Source organism: Streptomyces sp. NPDC000983 (assembly GCF_040299205.1).
In the GTDB taxonomy this organism is placed as follows: Bacteria; Actinomycetota; Actinomycetes; order Streptomycetales; family Streptomycetaceae; genus Streptomyces.
In genome coordinates this window covers 20,245-35,577 of record NZ_JBEPBM010000032.1, presented here as the reverse complement: position 1 = coordinate 35,577, position 15,333 = coordinate 20,245, and the positions used below count along the sequence as shown (strand labels likewise).

Here is a 15,333-nt window from a genome sequence, read left to right as displayed (position 1 = left end):
CCGGTTCCGCTTCCTCCGGGTGGCCCGTGTCCCGGCGCTACGCCTGGGTCGTCTTCGCACTGAGTTTCGGTCTCCTGCTGTCGGACTACATGTCCCGGCAGGTCCTCAACGCCGTCTTCCCGATGCTGAAGGCCGACTGGTTGCTGTCGGACGCCCGGCTGGGCTCCCTCAGCGGCATCGTGGCCCTGATGGTCGGCGTGTTCACCTTCCCCCTCTCCCTGCTGGCCGACCGCTGGGGCCGGGTGCGGTCCCTGGTGCTGGCGGCGACCCTGTGGAGCGTGGCCACGCTGGGCTGCGCGGTCGCCGCGAGCTACGGCCAGATGTTCGTCGGCCGGCTCCTCGTCGGCATCGGCGAGGCCGCGTACGGCAGTGTCGGTATCGCCGTGGTCCTCAGCGTCTTCCCGCGGGCCCTGCGGGCGACGCTCTCGGGTGCCTTCATCGCCGGCGGCGCCTTCGGGTCGGTCCTCGGCATCTCCATCGGCGGCGCCGTGGCCGAGGCGTACGGCTGGCGCTGGGCGTTCGGCGTGATGGGCGTCTTCGGGCTGGTCCTCGCGGCCGTCTACGCGGTCGTGGTCACGGAGAAGCGGCTGGCCCCGCGCGGCGGCCCGGCCGACGAGGCGTCCGGCGCCGGCGGGCCGGAACCCCTGCGGGTGCTCCTCCCCCGGCTGCTCTCCTCCGTCTCCGTCGTGAGCGCCTACGTCGGCAGCGGACTGCAACTGTTCATCGCGGGCTCCCTCATCGCCTGGCTGCCCAGCTACTTCAACCGCTACTACGACATGCCCACCGCCAAGGCGGGCGCGACCGCGGGACTGTTCGCCCTGGTCATCGGGATCGGCATGATCGGCGGGGGCTTCCTCGCGGACCGGATCAGCAGACGCGCCCCGATCCGCAAGTGGGCCGTGGCCATCGGCTGCAGCCTGGGCTCACTGGTCCTGCTGACGGCCGCGTTCCGGCTGCCGGCCGGGCAGGCGCAGTTGGTGGTGCTGGCGCTCGGCGCGCTGCTGTGCGCCGGTACGGCGGGGCCTGGTGCGGCGATGGTGGCCAATCTGACGCCGGCGGCCATCGCGGCCACGGCCTTCGCCACCCTCACCCTCGCCCAGAGCCTGCTGGGTCTGGCCCCCGGTCCCGCCGTCACCGGCGCGCTCGCCGACCGGCTCGGCCTGCTCGGCGCCCTCCGGCTCGTCCCCCTGATCGCCCTGGCCGCCACCGCGGCGTTCCTCATCGGCCGCCACCACTACGACCGGGACCTGATCCGCCTGACCGAACTCGCCTCAGCCCGCAGCCAGTCCGGACCGCCCAAGCCCGAACCCGCGGTAGCGCACGAGGGATGGGAAGCGAGCCACCTCGGATCCGCCTCACCCCTGCACGATCTGAAAGCGCCCCGCCCCGAACCCACAGCGGCTCACTCCGAGCCAGCACTGCCCCACCCCGAGCCCACCGCGGCTCACTCCGAGTCGGCAGCACCCGAGCCCGAGCCCGCCTCGGCTCACTCCAAGTCCGCAGCTCCCCAGCCCGAGCCCGCCTCGGCTCACTCCGAGTCAGCGCTGCCCCATCCCCAGCACACCTCGGTTCAGCCCGAACCCACAGCAGCAAGCGCCGAGTTGGCAGCAAGTCGCGTCGGACCTGTGCCGTCCCTGCCCGAGTTGAAAGCGCCCCAGCCCGAACTCACGCGGGCCCAGGCAGAGTCAGCACCGACCGAGCGCGAAACCGAGGCGGCGGCCCCGCCCGAGCCGGAAGCAGCCCAGCCCGAACCCACGGCGGCCCGGCCCGAGTCAGCACCGACCGAGCGCGAACCCGCGGCGGCGGCCCCGCCCGAGCCGGAAGCAGCCCAGCCCGAACGGTCAGCGTCCCAACTTGCGGCCGACTCGGCCGAGTCCGAGGCCGCCTCGGCCCAGTCGGAGCCCCCGGCGCCCCACTCCGAACCCGCCTCGGCCCCGCCCGAGCCCGACCCGGCTCACCCCGAGCCCCCGACGCCCCACTCCGAGCCGACCTCACCCCACTCCGAGTCCACCCCCTCCCAGCCCCGATCCACCCCTCCCCACCCCAAGGGTGCGAAGGAGCCGGAGGTCTCCGCATGAGCCGTCACCTTCCCGCCGCACCGACGGTCGTGATCGTGCCCGGACTGCGCGACCACGTCGAGGAGCACTGGCAGACCCTCCTGGCCGCCGACCTCACCGAGGCCGGGCGTGCCGTCCGCACCGTCCCCCCGCTCACGAAGGACCGGCTGAGCCGAGAGGCCCGCGTCGCCGCGCTCGCTCAGGTGATCGAGAAGATCGACGGCCCCGTCGTCCTGGTCGCCCACAGCGCCGGCGTGATCACCGTCGTCCACTGGTCCCAGGAGCACCGCGCCGACGTACGCGGAGCGCTGCTGGTGACCCCGCCGGACTTCGAGGTGCCGCTGCCGGAGGGCTACCCCACCCCCGAACTGCTCGACGAGCACGGCTGGACCCCGGTGCCCCGCGCCGTCCTGCCCTTCCCCGGCATCGTCGCCGCCAGCTCCGACGACCCCCTGGCCGCCCTCGACCGGGTGACCGAGCTGGCCCGGCACTGGGCGTGCCGGCTCGTCGAGGTCGGCGCGGTCGGCCACCTCAACCCCGCCTCCGGTCACGGCCCGTGGCCCCGGGCCGCGGACCTCCTCCGGGACCTCGAACCGAGCTGACCCCCGTACGGCCCCCGTTCAGCCCCCGCACGGCCCCCGCGAAAGGCACCGATGAACACCGACACCGATCTGCTGTGGTCCCCTGGCCGCCGCGAGCTGGAGGATTCCAACGTCGCGTGCTTCATGGCATGGCTGGACGAGGAACGGGGGCTGCGCTTCCCCGACTACGCCGCCCTGTGGCGGTGGAGCGCCACCGACCTGCCGGGTTTCTGGTCGGCGGTCTGGGAGTTCTACGGGCTCGACGCCGTCACCGGGTACGACGAGGTGCTGGCCGACGCGTCGATGCCGGGGGCCGTGTGGTTCCCCGGCGCCCGGCTGAACTTCGCCGAGCGCTGCCTGGCCGCGGCGACCGACGCCCGCCCGGCACTGGTCGCCGTGGCCGAGGGCGGCGAGCCGGCCGAGATCTCGTGGCCGGAGCTGCGCCGCCGGGTCACGGACGTCGCCGCCGCGCTGCGCCGGATGGGCGTCGGTCCCGGCGACCGCGTCGCCGGATACCTCCCCAACCTCCCCGAGACGGTGGTGGCCCTGCTGGCCACGGCCGCCGTCGGCGCCGTATGGACCGTGTGCTCCCCGGACTTCGGCACGCCCAGCGTGCTGGCCCGGCTCCGGCAGGCGGAGCCGGTCGTCCTGGTCGCGGCGGACGGCTACCGCCACGGCGGCCGCACCCACGACCGCCGTGCGACGGTCGCCGAACTCGCCGAGGGACTGCCGACCCTCCGCCACGTCCTCGCCGTCGACCACCTCTTCCCGCCAACGGCCCAACCCTGGTCGGCGCGCGAGGACCTCACGCAGCACACCTGGTCTCGACTGCCGTCTGCCGAGGCGCCCCTGGACTTCGCCGACGTGCCCTTCGACCACCCGCTGTGGATCCTGTGGTCGTCGGGCACCACGGGCGTGCCGAAGGGGATCGTGCAGGGCCACGGCGGCATCGTGACCGAACTCCTCAAGGCCCTCGGACTCGGCGCCGACCTGCGCCCCGACGACCGCTACCTCTTCCTGACCTCCACGAGCTGGATGGTCTGGAACTTCCTGGTCGCGGGCCTGCTGCACGGCAGCACAGTCGTCCTGTACGACGGCAGTCCCACGTTCCCCGACGTCAACGGGGCCTGGCGGGCGGCCGAACGGACCGGCGCCACGATGGTCGGCGTGGGCGCGGCCTACCTCACGGCCGTGGAGAAGTCCGGCACCCGCCCGACGGCCGAGTACGACCTGGGCCGGCTGCGCGGCATCCTCCAGACGGGGTCGTCGCTGCCGCCGAGCACCTGGCGGTGGGTGCACGAGGAGTTCGCCGACGGCGTACGGCTCCAGTCGATCTGCGGCGGCACCGACATCTGCTCGGTGCTGGCGGGCGGTTCGGCCCTGCTGCCGGTCCGCGCCGGCCGGATCCAGGCGCCCGCGCTCGGTGTGGCGCTGGCGTCCTGGGACCCGGACGGCAACGCCCTCACCTCGCGGCAGGGCGAGCTGGTGGTGACGGCGCCGCTGCCGTCCATGCCGCTGTACTTCGTCGGCGACCCCGACCGCACCCGCTACCGGGCCGCCTACTTCGACACCTACCCCGGGATCTGGCGCCACGGCGACTGGATCACGATCGACCCGGACCTGTCGGTGACCGTGTCCGGCCGTTCCGACTCCACCCTCAACCGGATGGGCGTGCGGATGGGTTCCGCCGACATCTACGCCGTGGTGGAACAGCTCCCCGAGGTGGCGGACAGCCTGGTCCTGGGCGTGGAACAGCCGGACGGCGGCTACTTCATGCCGCTGTTCGTCGTCCCCGCCGAGGGCGCCGTGCTCGACGAGGCCCTGCGCGGCCGGATCACCGCGGCCCTGCGAAGCGCCCTGTCCCCCCGTCACGTACCGGATGTGATCCTGCCGGTCCCGGCCGTGCCGCGCACCCTCACCGGCAAGAAGCTGGAAGTCCCCGTCAAGCGCGTCCTCCAGGGCGCCCCGCCGGCGGAGGTCGCCGCCGAGGGCGCGGTGACCCACCCCGGGATGCTGACCTGGTTCGCGGAGTTCGCCCGAGGCAGGGCGGCCGTCACACCAGGCGCCTGATCTCCCCGCGCACCCGGTAGAAGCCGCCCGCGGAGGTGTGCAGCGAGTCGACCACGTACCGGGCGCCGGGCTCGCGTATCGCCCGCGGGAACTGCACGTTCCAGCCGGGCTCGTAGCCCTCGGAGAGGACCCGCACCCGCACCCGGCCGCCCTGCTCGAAGCACTCCACGACGACGCCGCCCGCCTCGGGAACGACGCTGACGGTGGCGACCGAGGCCGGGGTGGTCAGGGGCGCGTAGGTCGGCAGTGCGGCGGCCAGCTTGATGTCGGCCGCGACCGGGACGGTGCCCGACTGGGCGGCGTTGATGGCGGCCTCACTGGCGTCGATGCAGGCGAGCGAGCCGTCCGTGGAGACGATGTACAGCCGCTCGTCGTGGTACTGCATGGAGAGCGCCGAGCCGCCGCCCGTGCCGAGCTTCCACAGCCGGGTGCCGTCGGCGGTGAAGCAGTAGACGGAGGAGGCGGAGTCGCCCGCGAAGACGTACCGCCCGCCGGGGGAGGTGGCGCAGGAGTACACGGCGGCGTCGCACTGGTAGGAGGCGTCGATCGCGCCGGTGTACTTGTCGAGCCGCTGCACGACCCGCCGCCCGGTCCCGGCGTAGACCGCGTCCCGTTCCTGCCAGCCGAAGAGGACGTTGCCGCTGGTCGAGGTGTGCCAGAGCTGGCGGGCGCCGTCGACCGCGTAGGCCGTCACACCGCCGCTGTGCCCGTGGTAGACGGCGCGGTCGTCGGCCCGCACCATCCAGCCGTGCTCCCCGGAGGAGTTGCGCGACCACTGGAGCTCGTCCTCGTGGTCGATGACCGTCAGCCCGCCGTCGCGGTCGGAGACGTTGAGCACGCCGGCGTGGATGTCGAGCCAGAAGATGTCCACCTCGGCGGCGATCTCGTACGCGGCGAACGGCACCTTCGCCGAGAGGTCGTAGACCCGGCCGTCGTCACAGCCCGCGTAGATCCAGAAGTCGTCCGCGACCAGGCACTTCACCCCGTCGGGCAGGGAGTAGTGGGCCAGCACCTCGCCGTCGTGGCTGAGGTTGTAGACGTCGCCGTTCTGGTTGCCGACCCAGCAGCGGTCCTCGTCGACATGGATGCCGAACGCCGAGTTGCCGGTGCGGAACCGCCACAGCACCGGGGCGGTCGCCCGCGCGGTGGACGGGGCGGACGTCACCTGGCGCCGTGTGACGGGCCGTGCCGCGCGCTGCCCCTGCACGGCCGGGGCGTACCCCTTGCGCACCTTCTCGGCCACCTTCTTCGCCGCCGCGGCGCGCGCCTTCTCGACGGTCGGGAAGGCGGAGCTCTGCCGCTGCCCGTCGACACCGATCCGCCCGTACCGGACGGAGACGGTGGTCCCCTCGACGATCACCTCGTAGAACTTGTGCGCCCCGCCGCCCTCCTGGGACAGCTCCAGATAGTTCCGGTCCCCCGACTGCCCTGCCTGCGCTGCGGACACAGCACACCCCTCCCCAAAGCCCCGACCGACCGTCCCGGCCGATCTCCAGTGACGCCAAAGCTAGCGGCCCCCACTGACAACGGGCGGGCTGTTCAGGCACGAACCGGAACGGGCGCCTGCCGCACACGGGCGACGGTCGTGGCGTACAGGATCAGACCCCCGGTGGTGAGGGCGAAGCCGGCCCACACGGTGGACAGGGTTCCGAGCCGGCCCTGGTCAGAACGGGCTCTTCACATCACACGGCCATTCCGCGATCTCTGCGGGAATACCGGCATCGCCGCTCAGGAGCAGCGCAGCCTGCCCCTGAGCGATCTCGCGCATCTGCGCAGCCGTAGCAAGGGGTGACCGAATCAGCTTGGCACGGTGGGCACCACGACAGGAGTCAGAAGCGATCAAGGCCCTTCCCCACTGATCCGGTTCCGCTGACACAGGGAGCGTTTTCAGCGTTGCCTCTCCAGAGTGAGGACGGCCTTGGCGATTGACGTCATGCGGTTGGGGCCAATCCGGGATCCTCGGAAGTTGTGCCATGACTTCACTCGCGCCATGCCCCGTGCAACGGGTGCCGGGAGATCCACAGCGCCTGCCCGAGCGGGTCGGCCACGACCTGCGCGTTCACGCCGTGGCGGCGGTGCTTGTGCGAGTAGTCGGCCCGGCCGTCATCCACGCGGTCGCGCTCGGCCAGGGTCCCGTCGAGCAGGACGCACTCCGGTTCATGCTCGCGCACGGCCTTGAGCAGGCCAGGCGCCCGGGCAGCCAGGAGGTCGATCACCGCGGCGGTGTAGGCGTGGGCGGTGCCGACCGAGATGCCGAAGTCCGGCTGCCATCTGGGCCAGGGTGTCGTGCTTGCGCAGGTACACCAGAGCGACGAGAGGGCGTTGGTGCGGCAGGAGCTTGCAGCGGCGGTCACTCTCGCGGGTGACGATGAGCATCCTTACCCACGCGATCGGGGACCGGCCCGCAAGCCCACACGCGGCGTGCAGCGCGAGAGCCGTCATACCAGTACGCGGTGGCCTTGACACCGCGTACTGAGCGAGGATCGCCGACCCTGGACAGACTCAACGCCTCTCCAGTTCCTGAAATCAGCAGGCGGTGGAGTCGGACACCGGCCGAATGCCGGCCCGACGCAGCGTTGTGGTCACCGAGACCGGCGTTCTCGCGGGGCACGCAGCAGGCCGTACCAGAGCCAGAACCTGACCACCCCGCCAAGGGACCGACCCGGGCCGCACAAGCCGAACCGGTGGAGCGCGTCTCCGCCCACGGAGCTCTCGGTCCTGGCCTCCAAGGCGGAGCGGCCGGCCTTCAGTCGGTGGAGTCCAGGACTTCGTAGACATGCCTGATGTAGTCATGGGTGCGCTCCGAGCCGAGGATTCCGCCGCCCAGCCGGTTCATCGTGTACGAGAACGTGACGCGCCGGTCCAGGTCCATCATGACGATCGAACCGCCCCGGCCGACCCAGAAGCAGACCCTTCCAGTGGGCATGTGCGGCATCGTCCTCGCATCGGCGAGCGCGAAGCCGATGCCCCAGCGCACGGGAACACCCAGGAACAGGTCGACCCCGTCTGCCTGTACGTCGAGGACCTTCTCCACCGTCTCCTCGGAGAGGAGTTGGTGGCCGTTCACCTGGCCGCGTCGTGAGATCGCCGAGAGGGCGCGAGCCATGCCTCGTGCGTTGCCGTGTCCGTTGACGGCGCCGAGTTCGGCGCGGCGCCACTGCGGGGTGTCGACATGCTCGTCCCTGGCGGGACTTCCGAGCAATGTCTTGGTGAAGATCCCCTCGGGATCGAGGCCGACGGGTATGCCGGAGAGCTGCGACGGGGCCACCAGCTCGGCGATGCGCGACCAGTCGGCCTGCCGCGCACCGATCTGGACGTCGGCTCGCGACGGCTTGGCGATCTCCGTGTCGACGAACTCGGTCAGGGTACGGCCGCTGACCCGCCGGACGAGCTCTCCCACAAGCTGTCCCTGAGTCTGGACGTGATAGCCCGAGGCACTGCCCGGCTCCCACCAGGGCACCTGCGCGGCCAGCCGGGCGCTCGCGGTCGGCCAGTCGTACAGATCGTCCATGGTGAAGGGCTGCTGCCAGCCGGAGAGCCCCGAGGTGTGTGCCAGGACATGCCGCACTTCGATGTCCTGCTTGCCCTGAGCAGCGAATTCGGGCCAGTAGTGCGCGACCGGGCGGTGGAGATCCAGTGCCCCCCGGTCGACGAGGACGAGGGCCGCCAGACTGCTCAGGGTCTTGGTGGTCGACCACAGGTTAACCAATGTGTCCCGGCGCCACGGAACGGTCCGCGCTTCATCGGCGTGCCCACCCCACAGATCGACTTCCATGACGCCGTCGACATCGACGGCGATCGACGCCCCCACCTCCTCTCCGGACTCCAGGTGCGCTGCCAGCGCCGCTCGGACCGGTTCGAACCGGTCAGTACTCGTTCCTTCGACATTGACCATGTCTTTTCTCCACTTCTGACGACGACCGTCCGATCAGTCAACGGAACGAATGTCACGCTGGTTCACGCGTCGCCGCAGGTAAGGGGCATCTGTCTGGTGGATGCCCTTCCGGTAGAAGGTCGCATCCGGGGAGACGCCGCCGGCGCGAGCGGGCCGCGTACCCATGGGTTCTTCACAGGCCGCTCGGCACGCAGGCTCGCGGATCAGCAGCGCCGGAATCGGCCGGCTACCTGTTCGTCGCAGGGCGGGCCAAGGAGGAAGCCGTCCGGCGCGTGGCCGCCGGCGAATTCATCACGCCGAGTGGCGTCCTGCTAGTGTCCTGTCCGGTATGCGGGAAGCGGACGACGGGGGCCTCGCCGCTCCGATCACCTCGCCGCCCCCCATCTCGGCAGACGGGTCACCGCGACGAGAGTCGCGCGGGCTCGGTTTTCGCCACAGCGGCAGCGGGTCGTCCACCCTTCCGAGGGTCATGGTCATGTGTGCTTCCGATGGTGGCGCGTCGAGCGGAGTTCTGGGTGGGTACGGTGACGGCTTCAGGGCAGGATCTAGACTTCGGGCTGCTGGGGCCGCTGGTGGTACGGCGGGCGGGCTCGGTCCTCGATCCGGGCCGGCGCAGGCAGCGCCTGCTGCTGGTCCGCCTGCTGCTCGCCGACGGCCGGGCGGTCGCTCCCGAGACGCTGTGCGAGGAACTGTGGCCGCAGCAGCCGGGACGGACGCCGGGCGGAGCGATGGCCTCCCTGCACGCCCACGTCAGCAAGGTACGCGCGGTCCTGGAACCACGGCACCTGCGCCGGAAGGGCATCTGCGAGGTACTGGTCACCGAACCCCTGGGCTACGCCCTGCGTGTGCCGCCCGAGAGCCGTGACACCGTGCGCTTCGAGCGGGCCCTTGCCCAGGCATACCGGTTCATGGACCAGGGCCGGCCCGAACGCGTCGTGGAGGAGAGCCGAAAAGCCCTGGGGATGTGGCGCGGCACCGCGTTCGCCGACGCCGCGCACCACCTGTTCGCCGTCAACGAGACAGCACGCCTGGAAGAACTGCGGCAGACCACCCGCGAGATCCGTACCACTGCCCTGCTCCTGCAAGGACGGATCAGCGAGGCCCTGGACGAGGCCCAAGAAATGACCGCAGAGCATCCCCTGCGGGAAACCGGCTGGGCCCTGCTGCTGCGCGCCCTGTACCTGGCCGGCCGGCACCCCGAAGCGCTTCAGCGCTATACCGACCTGCGCCGGCACCTCGCCGACGAACTCGGCCTCGAACCCGGCCCATCCCTACGCGCACTGCACCACGGCATCCTCCACCACGACCTGCCACCCCTTCACTCAGCCGATGAGCTGAACAGGTTCGGCGCGGCATGCGTCTCCGGCGGGAGTACCGGACACGGACGCGCTCCGCTCGGGCCGACCACGTCCAGGACGCCTGAGCAGGACGAGGCGACCACCCCCCTCGGCCCGGCAGACGACGAACCGGCCGACGCCGCCGATCGGTCCGACGCGAGTCGCGACCAGGCCGCGGCTCTCGAGGGAGTCGCGTCGCCGCCCCGGACGCGTCCGGCACAACTGCCGCGCAGCCTGGCGGTTTTCGCGGGGCGGGAAGCCGAGGGCGCCTGGCTGTCGGCCGTGAGCGGTGCAAGGGGCCGACCTGGAACAACCGCTGCCTCCGCCGTCGTCATCAGCGGTGCTCCCGGTGTCGGCAAGACCACCTTCGCCGTCCACCACGCCCACCAGATCACCTCCTCCTTCCCCGACGGACAGCTCTTCGTCAACCTGTGCGGGTTCCACCCCCACGCACCCGCCGTCGAACCCGGTGACGCCCTGCACGGCTTCCTCACCGCCCTCGGCGTCCCCGCCCAGGACATCCCCGAGGACACCCCCGGCCGCAGCACCCTCTTCCGCAGCCTCCTCGCCGACCGGCGGATCCTCCTCGTCCTGGACAACGCCCGCGACGAGCAACAAGTGCGCCCCCTGCTCCCCGGCGGAGCGGGCTGCCTCACACTGATCACCAGCCGCAACCAGCTTCCCGGCCTGATCACCACCGACGGCGCCAAACCCCTCACCCTCCCCCTGCCCTCACAGACGGAGGCCCATCAAGCCCTCGAGCAACGCCTGGGCACCGGACGACTGGCCGCCGAGCCCGCCGCCGCGGCCGACATCATCCGCCTGTGCGGACGGCTTCCCCTGGCCATGGCGGTGGTCGCCGCCCGCGCCGAACTCGATCCCTCCTTCCCCCTTCACTCCATCGTCGACGACCTGCGGGCGCACAGCGGCCTGGACGCGTTCACCGGCTTCGACTCCACCACCGACGTACGCGCCGTCTTCTCCTGGTCATACCAGTCTCTTGACGAGCCCGCGGCCCGACTTCTCCGTCTCCTGGCTCTGCACCCCGGCCCCCACATCACCGCGCCCGCCGCCGCCAGCCTCGCCGACCTCCCTCTCCCCCAGACCCGCCGCGCACTCGCCGGCCTGGCCAGCTCCTGCCTCGTGGAACAACCGCTGCCCGGCCGTTACAGCCTGCACGACCTCCTGCGCGGCTACGCCACCGAACTCACCCACACCCACGACACCGTCCAGGAACGCCACCACGCCACCCTCCGGGCCCTGGACCATTACATGTTCACCGCCCACGAGGCCAACCAGCTCCTCAAACAGGACACACCGCCCGACCTCGACCTCGGTGCACCCGCCCCAGGCGTCACCCCGGAGATCCTCACCACCGTCAAGCAGGCGACCCGATGGCTCGCGGCCGAACACCGGGTGCTGACCGGCCTGCTCCACACCGCCGTCGGCCAGAAGCTGGACCACCACACCACCGGGCTCGCCTGGTCACTCAAGGAATATCTCAACCGTCAGGAATTCTGGCCCGAGGCCATCACCGCGCTGACCCCTGCCCTCGAAGTGGCCCGACGCCAGAACAACAGCCTCGAAGAAGGCCGTTGCCTACGCCACCTCGGCCACATCCACGGCTACCTCGGCCACCAGGAGCAAGCCCTTCACCACCTGCAACGCGCCACCTCGATCTTCGAGGAGCTCGACGCAACCGGTGAGCAGGCACGAGCCCACTACGTCACGGCATGTGCGCTGTTCCTGTTCGGCCGGACCGAGGAGGCCGTGACGTTCTCCGAACGGGGACTGGAGCTGTCCCGGGCGACAGGTGAGGAGTTGTGGTTGGCGGAGTGTCTCGTCGAGCTGGCCTGGTTCCACTCCAACCTGGGGCAGCTCGACAAGAGCCTTCTGTACAACGAGGAGGGCATCGCCTTGTTCCAGCGCCTCGGCGCGCCGTGGCAGCTGGCCCAGGCGTGGGACATCCTGGGCCACAACCTCCGCATGCTCGGCCGTTACGAGGAATCGATGGCCACCTACCAGCGGGCGACGCGGGCGTTCGAGGAACTGGGCGACCACAGGAACGCCATCGGCACGCTGATGCGGCTCGGCGACACCCGGCTGGCCCGGGGCGACCGGGAAGGCGCGCGGGCGGACTGGGTGCAAGCCCTCGAAAGCGCCGACGAGCGAGCCATGTCCCACAGCGCCCAGCAGGTCCGTGACCGGCTCACCGCCCTGGACATGGACACGGACCCCACGCCCCCCTTCCCGGAGAGGGCGGAGGGGAGCCATCGGCTCCCGGTCCCGAGGAATGGCGACCCTGTGCGTCAGGACTCCGAGCGGGACGGTTCGGCGGATGGTCACTCGTCCGCCATCCGCTGAGTTCCAGCTGGCCCACGAGGTTTCTTCTGCGGTCCCGGACCGCATACGGCTTCCCGCCTGAGTGCTGGCCGGTACGGCGTTCCCCCGCGTCGGGATCACACGAGCCGGAAACTCGTCAGCTCGTCGTTGAGTATGGGCAGAACGCCGGTCGAGCCACCAGTCCCGCAACACCCATGTCGTAGACGTGGCCCTCGTGCCGGTACATGCAGATGGTGCGGTTGGTCCGGGTCCAGACCGAGGTCGTACGGTCGTTCATGTAACTGCCGACACTGGATGTGCTGTTCGGGCTCGAGAAGAAGCGGCCTTCATCGTTGCCGTGCTGCCAGGACAGCGCCCCGTCACCGTCGAACGGTGACGGGGCGCCTGCGGGTCGCCATCCGGCCGGTGAGATGCCGGACTCCGCCCCTACTTGGCGAGGAAGGTGAGGAGGGCGTCGGTGACCTCCTGGGCGTGGGTCCACAGCAGGCCGTGCGGGGCGCCCTCGACGACGACGTAGTCGGCCTGCGGGAGCGCCTTGCGGAAGAGCTCGCCGGTGGCCTCGATGGGCAGGATGCGGTCGGCGGTGCCGTGCAGGATCAGTGCCGGCACGTCGATCTTCCGGATGTCGGCGCGGAAGTCGGTGGTCCACGTGGAGACGCAGGCCAGCGAGGCGTACCAGGAGGCGCCGGCGGCCACGTTCCAGCTGTTGCGGACGGCCTCCTCGCTGATCCGGGTGCCGAGGTTCTCGTCCAGGTTGTAGAAGTCCTGGTAGAACGCGCTGAAGTAGGCGTACCGGTCGTCGGTGACGGCCTGCTTGATGCCCTCGAAGACGCTCCCGTCGACGCCTTCGGGGTTGTCGTCGGTCTTGAGCAGGAACGGCTCCAGCGAGGCGAGGAAGGCAGCCTTGGCGACCCGGGCGGAGCCGTAGGCGCCGAGGTAGCGGCCGACTTCGCCGGTGCCCATGGAGAACCCGACGAGAACGGCGTCCTGGAGGTCGAGGGTCTCCATGACGGTGTTCAGGTCGGCGGCGAAGGTGTCGTAGTCATAGCCGGTGGTGGGCTGGCTGGAGCGGCCGAATCCGCGCCGGTCGTAGGTGATGACCCGGTAACCGGCCTTCAGCAGGGCCGCGGCCTGCTTCTCCCAGGAGTGGCCGTCGAGCGGGTAGCCGTGGATCAGCACGACCGGCTGTCCGATGCCGTGGTCCTCGTAGTAGAGGTCGATGGTGGTGGAGTTCTCCTGGCCGACGGTGATGAACGGCATGGTGGTTTCTGCCTCTCGATATGGGTTGTAGTGCGAGGTGGTGGCTCGGGGCCGGTCGGCGGTCCATACAAGCCTCGACCTGGGGTGTCCGGTGTCGGCGCCTCGTCACCCGGGAAACGGTGACGAGGCGAGCGCGGTTCACCGTCTGGCCGAAAAGGGACTACTGACGCGACCGGAGGACAAGGGGGGTCGGTGACCTCATGGGCGCGGATCCGCAGCAGACCGTGCGCGGCGTGCTCGGCCGGTGCTCGGCCCGGGGAAGCACCCGTCGGGGCGGCTCCCCTGCCTGGATCGACAGGTCCCGGTCAGCGGACCGTACGGGCCGCCTTCTCCACGATGCGGGCGACGGTGTCGGGACGCGAGACGGTCACCGCGTGCGAGGCGTCGATCTCAGTCGTGCGGGCGTGTGCCCTGGCCGACATGAAGCGCTGGGCCGCCACGGGGATGTTCCGGTCCCCGGTGGTGACCAGCGACCAGGAGGGAATCGTCTTCCAGGCGGCACGGGTGGAGTTCTCCTCCAGCGCGGCGGCGGCGATCGGACGCTGTCCGGTGGCCATGAGCCTCGCCTTGTCCGCAGGGACGTCCGCGGCGAACTGCTGGTGGAACTTGTCCGGCTTGATGAAGACGTCAGCACCCGAGGCCCCGTCGGGAAGCGTGTAGTTCACCGGGGCGATGACCTGGCCAAGGGTGCTGCCGGGGAACTTGTTCGTCAGCCCCAGCGAGCTCTCGCCCGTGTCGGGCAGGAACGCGGCGATGTAGACGAGAGCCTTGACCTTTTCCTCCAGGCCCGTGGCAGCCTGGCTGATGACGGTGCCTCCGTAGGAATGGCCGACCAGGACCACCGGGCCGTCGATGTGCTCGACGACGCTGCGCAGGTAGGCGGCGTCGACGGCCGGTCCGCGCAGCGGGTTGGCGGCGGCCACCACCGGGTAGCCGGCCCGCTGCAGCCGCTCGACGACTCCGTCCCAGCTGGAGGCGTCGGCGAACGCCCCGTGTTCCAGCACGATCGTCGGCCGGACCGGCTGGCGGGGCGTCGCGCCGGCCGTACCGGGCAGGGCGAGGGCCGTGACGGAGAGGCCCACGGCCGCAACACCGAGCAGGGTGACCAGACGGGCGGGTCTGGTCGGTCGGGTGATGCGCATCTTCGATGTCCTTCTGTATAAGGGCTGTCGCCGTGATGGGGCGGGGTCGGCAAGGCGAACCCGGCTCCGACGAGAAACACGGCACAGCGTTAGGCCGCAGTCGATTGAGTTGCGCGCAATTGAAATTGGCGTGAAGGCCCGTCCTGACTGATCGGACGGTGGCGGCCCCGGGGCCTGAACGGCCCTGCCGGCTGCCGCCACACCAGCCGACAGGGTTGACGTCCGGTCAGGGCTCTCATGCGCCCGGACGTCACTGCTTCCTACGAGCAATCCCGCACTGCGGTTCACCGACGATGGTGACCTCGGCACCGATTCCGGTCCGAGCGGTCACACGGGGGACTCTGCGGAGCAAGGAGCCTCCGTGTCCGGACATACGAGGGCCCTCCGGCCGACAGCCCTGCCACATGTCGTGACGGTGACCGGCAGGTCGGCCGATTCCTGCCGCGTCACCTTCAGCGTGTAGGTGCAGCGGGACGTCTCGTCCGAGGTGCTCCGGCACTCGGCCTTGTCCACGTACCGCAGTTCCGACTCGGTCGAGTCGATTCCGGAGCCCGCAGCTGGGGTGCAGCGTCTGCACCCCAGGTTGGAGAGCGCGATCCGCCTGGGGTCCGAGGACAGCCGCTCACGCGCGGCCATCGCCTTGATCTC

General features: G+C 70.8%; 10 protein-coding genes and 1 pseudogene. 4 read left to right on the top strand and 7 right to left on the bottom strand.

Annotation, left to right across the window (positions count from 1 at the left end):
• Window positions 1-26 precede the first annotated feature (26 nt).
• The 3 genes from ABT296_RS29185 to ABT296_RS29175 are packed head-to-tail and all read left to right on the top strand — an operon-like array spanning window position 27 to window position 4,708.
• On the top strand, window positions 27-2,078 hold the full coding sequence (locus ABT296_RS29185; RefSeq protein ID WP_351931665.1) for an MFS transporter: 2,052 nt from the start codon (window positions 27-29) through the stop codon (window positions 2,076-2,078).
• A complete protein-coding gene (locus tag ABT296_RS29180) occupies window positions 2,075-2,659 on the top strand; it encodes an RBBP9/YdeN family alpha/beta hydrolase (RefSeq protein WP_351931664.1) in 585 nt (194 codons plus the stop codon). The genes ABT296_RS29185 and ABT296_RS29180 overlap by 4 nt, the downstream gene beginning before the upstream one ends.
• A 51-nt stretch (window positions 2,660-2,710) precedes the next feature.
• Complete coding sequence (locus ABT296_RS29175) at window positions 2,711-4,708, top strand: acetoacetate--CoA ligase (RefSeq protein ID WP_351931663.1); 1,998 nt, start codon at window positions 2,711-2,713, stop codon at window positions 4,706-4,708.
• On the opposite strand, the gene ABT296_RS29170 is transcribed toward ABT296_RS29175, so the two are convergent.
• The 3 genes and pseudogenes from ABT296_RS29170 to ABT296_RS29160 all read right to left on the bottom strand — a co-directional run bounded on the left by ABT296_RS29170 (window position 4,692) and on the right by ABT296_RS29160 (window position 8,603).
• On the bottom strand, window positions 4,692-6,155 hold the full coding sequence (locus tag ABT296_RS29170; protein ID WP_351931662.1) for a WGR domain-containing protein: 1,464 nt from the start codon (window positions 6,153-6,155) through the stop codon (window positions 4,692-4,694). The genes ABT296_RS29175 and ABT296_RS29170 overlap by 17 nt on opposite strands.
• A 440-nt stretch (window positions 6,156-6,595) precedes the next feature.
• Window positions 6,596-7,150 (bottom strand): annotated as a pseudogene (locus ABT296_RS29165) (transposase family protein).
• A 304-nt stretch (window positions 7,151-7,454) separates the two neighbouring features.
• Window positions 7,455-8,603, bottom strand: coding sequence for a serine hydrolase domain-containing protein (locus tag ABT296_RS29160; protein ID WP_351931661.1), 1,149 nt, complete (start codon window positions 8,601-8,603; stop codon window positions 7,455-7,457).
• Window positions 8,604-9,127: 524 nt separating this feature from the next.
• Between ABT296_RS29160 and ABT296_RS29155 the strand changes: the two genes are divergently transcribed.
• A complete protein-coding gene (locus tag ABT296_RS29155) occupies window positions 9,128-12,304 on the top strand; it encodes an AfsR/SARP family transcriptional regulator (protein ID WP_351931660.1) in 3,177 nt (1,058 codons plus the stop codon).
• Between the two features lie 115 nt (window positions 12,305-12,419).
• Here ABT296_RS29155 and ABT296_RS29150 read toward each other — a convergent pair whose 3' ends face one another.
• From ABT296_RS29150 to ABT296_RS29135, 4 genes are all read right to left on the bottom strand, one after another.
• Entirely contained in the window at window positions 12,420-12,764 is a 345-nt protein-coding gene (locus ABT296_RS29150; protein ID WP_351931659.1) for a peptidase inhibitor family I36 protein, read from the bottom strand.
• On the bottom strand, window positions 12,710-13,543 hold the full coding sequence (locus ABT296_RS29145) for an alpha/beta fold hydrolase (RefSeq protein ID WP_351931658.1): 834 nt from the start codon (window positions 13,541-13,543) through the stop codon (window positions 12,710-12,712). Before ABT296_RS29145 ends, ABT296_RS29150 begins: the two co-directional genes overlap by 55 nt.
• 305 nt (window positions 13,544-13,848) lie before the next feature.
• Window positions 13,849-14,685 (bottom strand): alpha/beta fold hydrolase, encoded by an 837-nt coding sequence (locus tag ABT296_RS29140; protein ID WP_351931657.1) that lies wholly within the window; start codon window positions 14,683-14,685, stop codon window positions 13,849-13,851.
• A 327-nt stretch (window positions 14,686-15,012) separates the two neighbouring features.
• Window positions 15,013-15,321, bottom strand: coding sequence for a DUF5707 domain-containing protein (locus ABT296_RS29135; RefSeq protein WP_351931656.1), 309 nt, complete (start codon window positions 15,319-15,321; stop codon window positions 15,013-15,015).
• Window positions 15,322-15,333 lie beyond the last annotated feature (12 nt).

What these genes read in the sequence shown, in the direction of transcription:
- ABT296_RS29180 (WP_351931664.1), top strand. Translation starts at nt 2,075, where the DNA reads ATGAGCCGTCACCTTCCCGCCGCACCGACGGTCGTGATCGTGCCCGGA.
- ABT296_RS29175 (WP_351931663.1), top strand. Translation starts at nt 2,711, where the DNA reads ATGAACACCGACACCGATCTGCTGTGGTCCCCTGGCCGCCGCGAGCTG.
- ABT296_RS29160 (WP_351931661.1), bottom strand. Translation starts at nt 8,603, where the DNA reads ATGGTCAATGTCGAAGGAACGAGTACTGACCGGTTCGAACCGGTCCGA.
- ABT296_RS29145 (WP_351931658.1), bottom strand. Translation starts at nt 13,543, where the DNA reads ATGCCGTTCATCACCGTCGGCCAGGAGAACTCCACCACCATCGACCTC.
- ABT296_RS29140 (WP_351931657.1), bottom strand. Translation starts at nt 14,685, where the DNA reads ATGCGCATCACCCGACCGACCAGACCCGCCCGTCTGGTCACCCTGCTC.
- ABT296_RS29135 (WP_351931656.1), bottom strand. Translation starts at nt 15,321, where the DNA reads ATGGCCGCGCGTGAGCGGCTGTCCTCGGACCCCAGGCGGATCGCGCTC.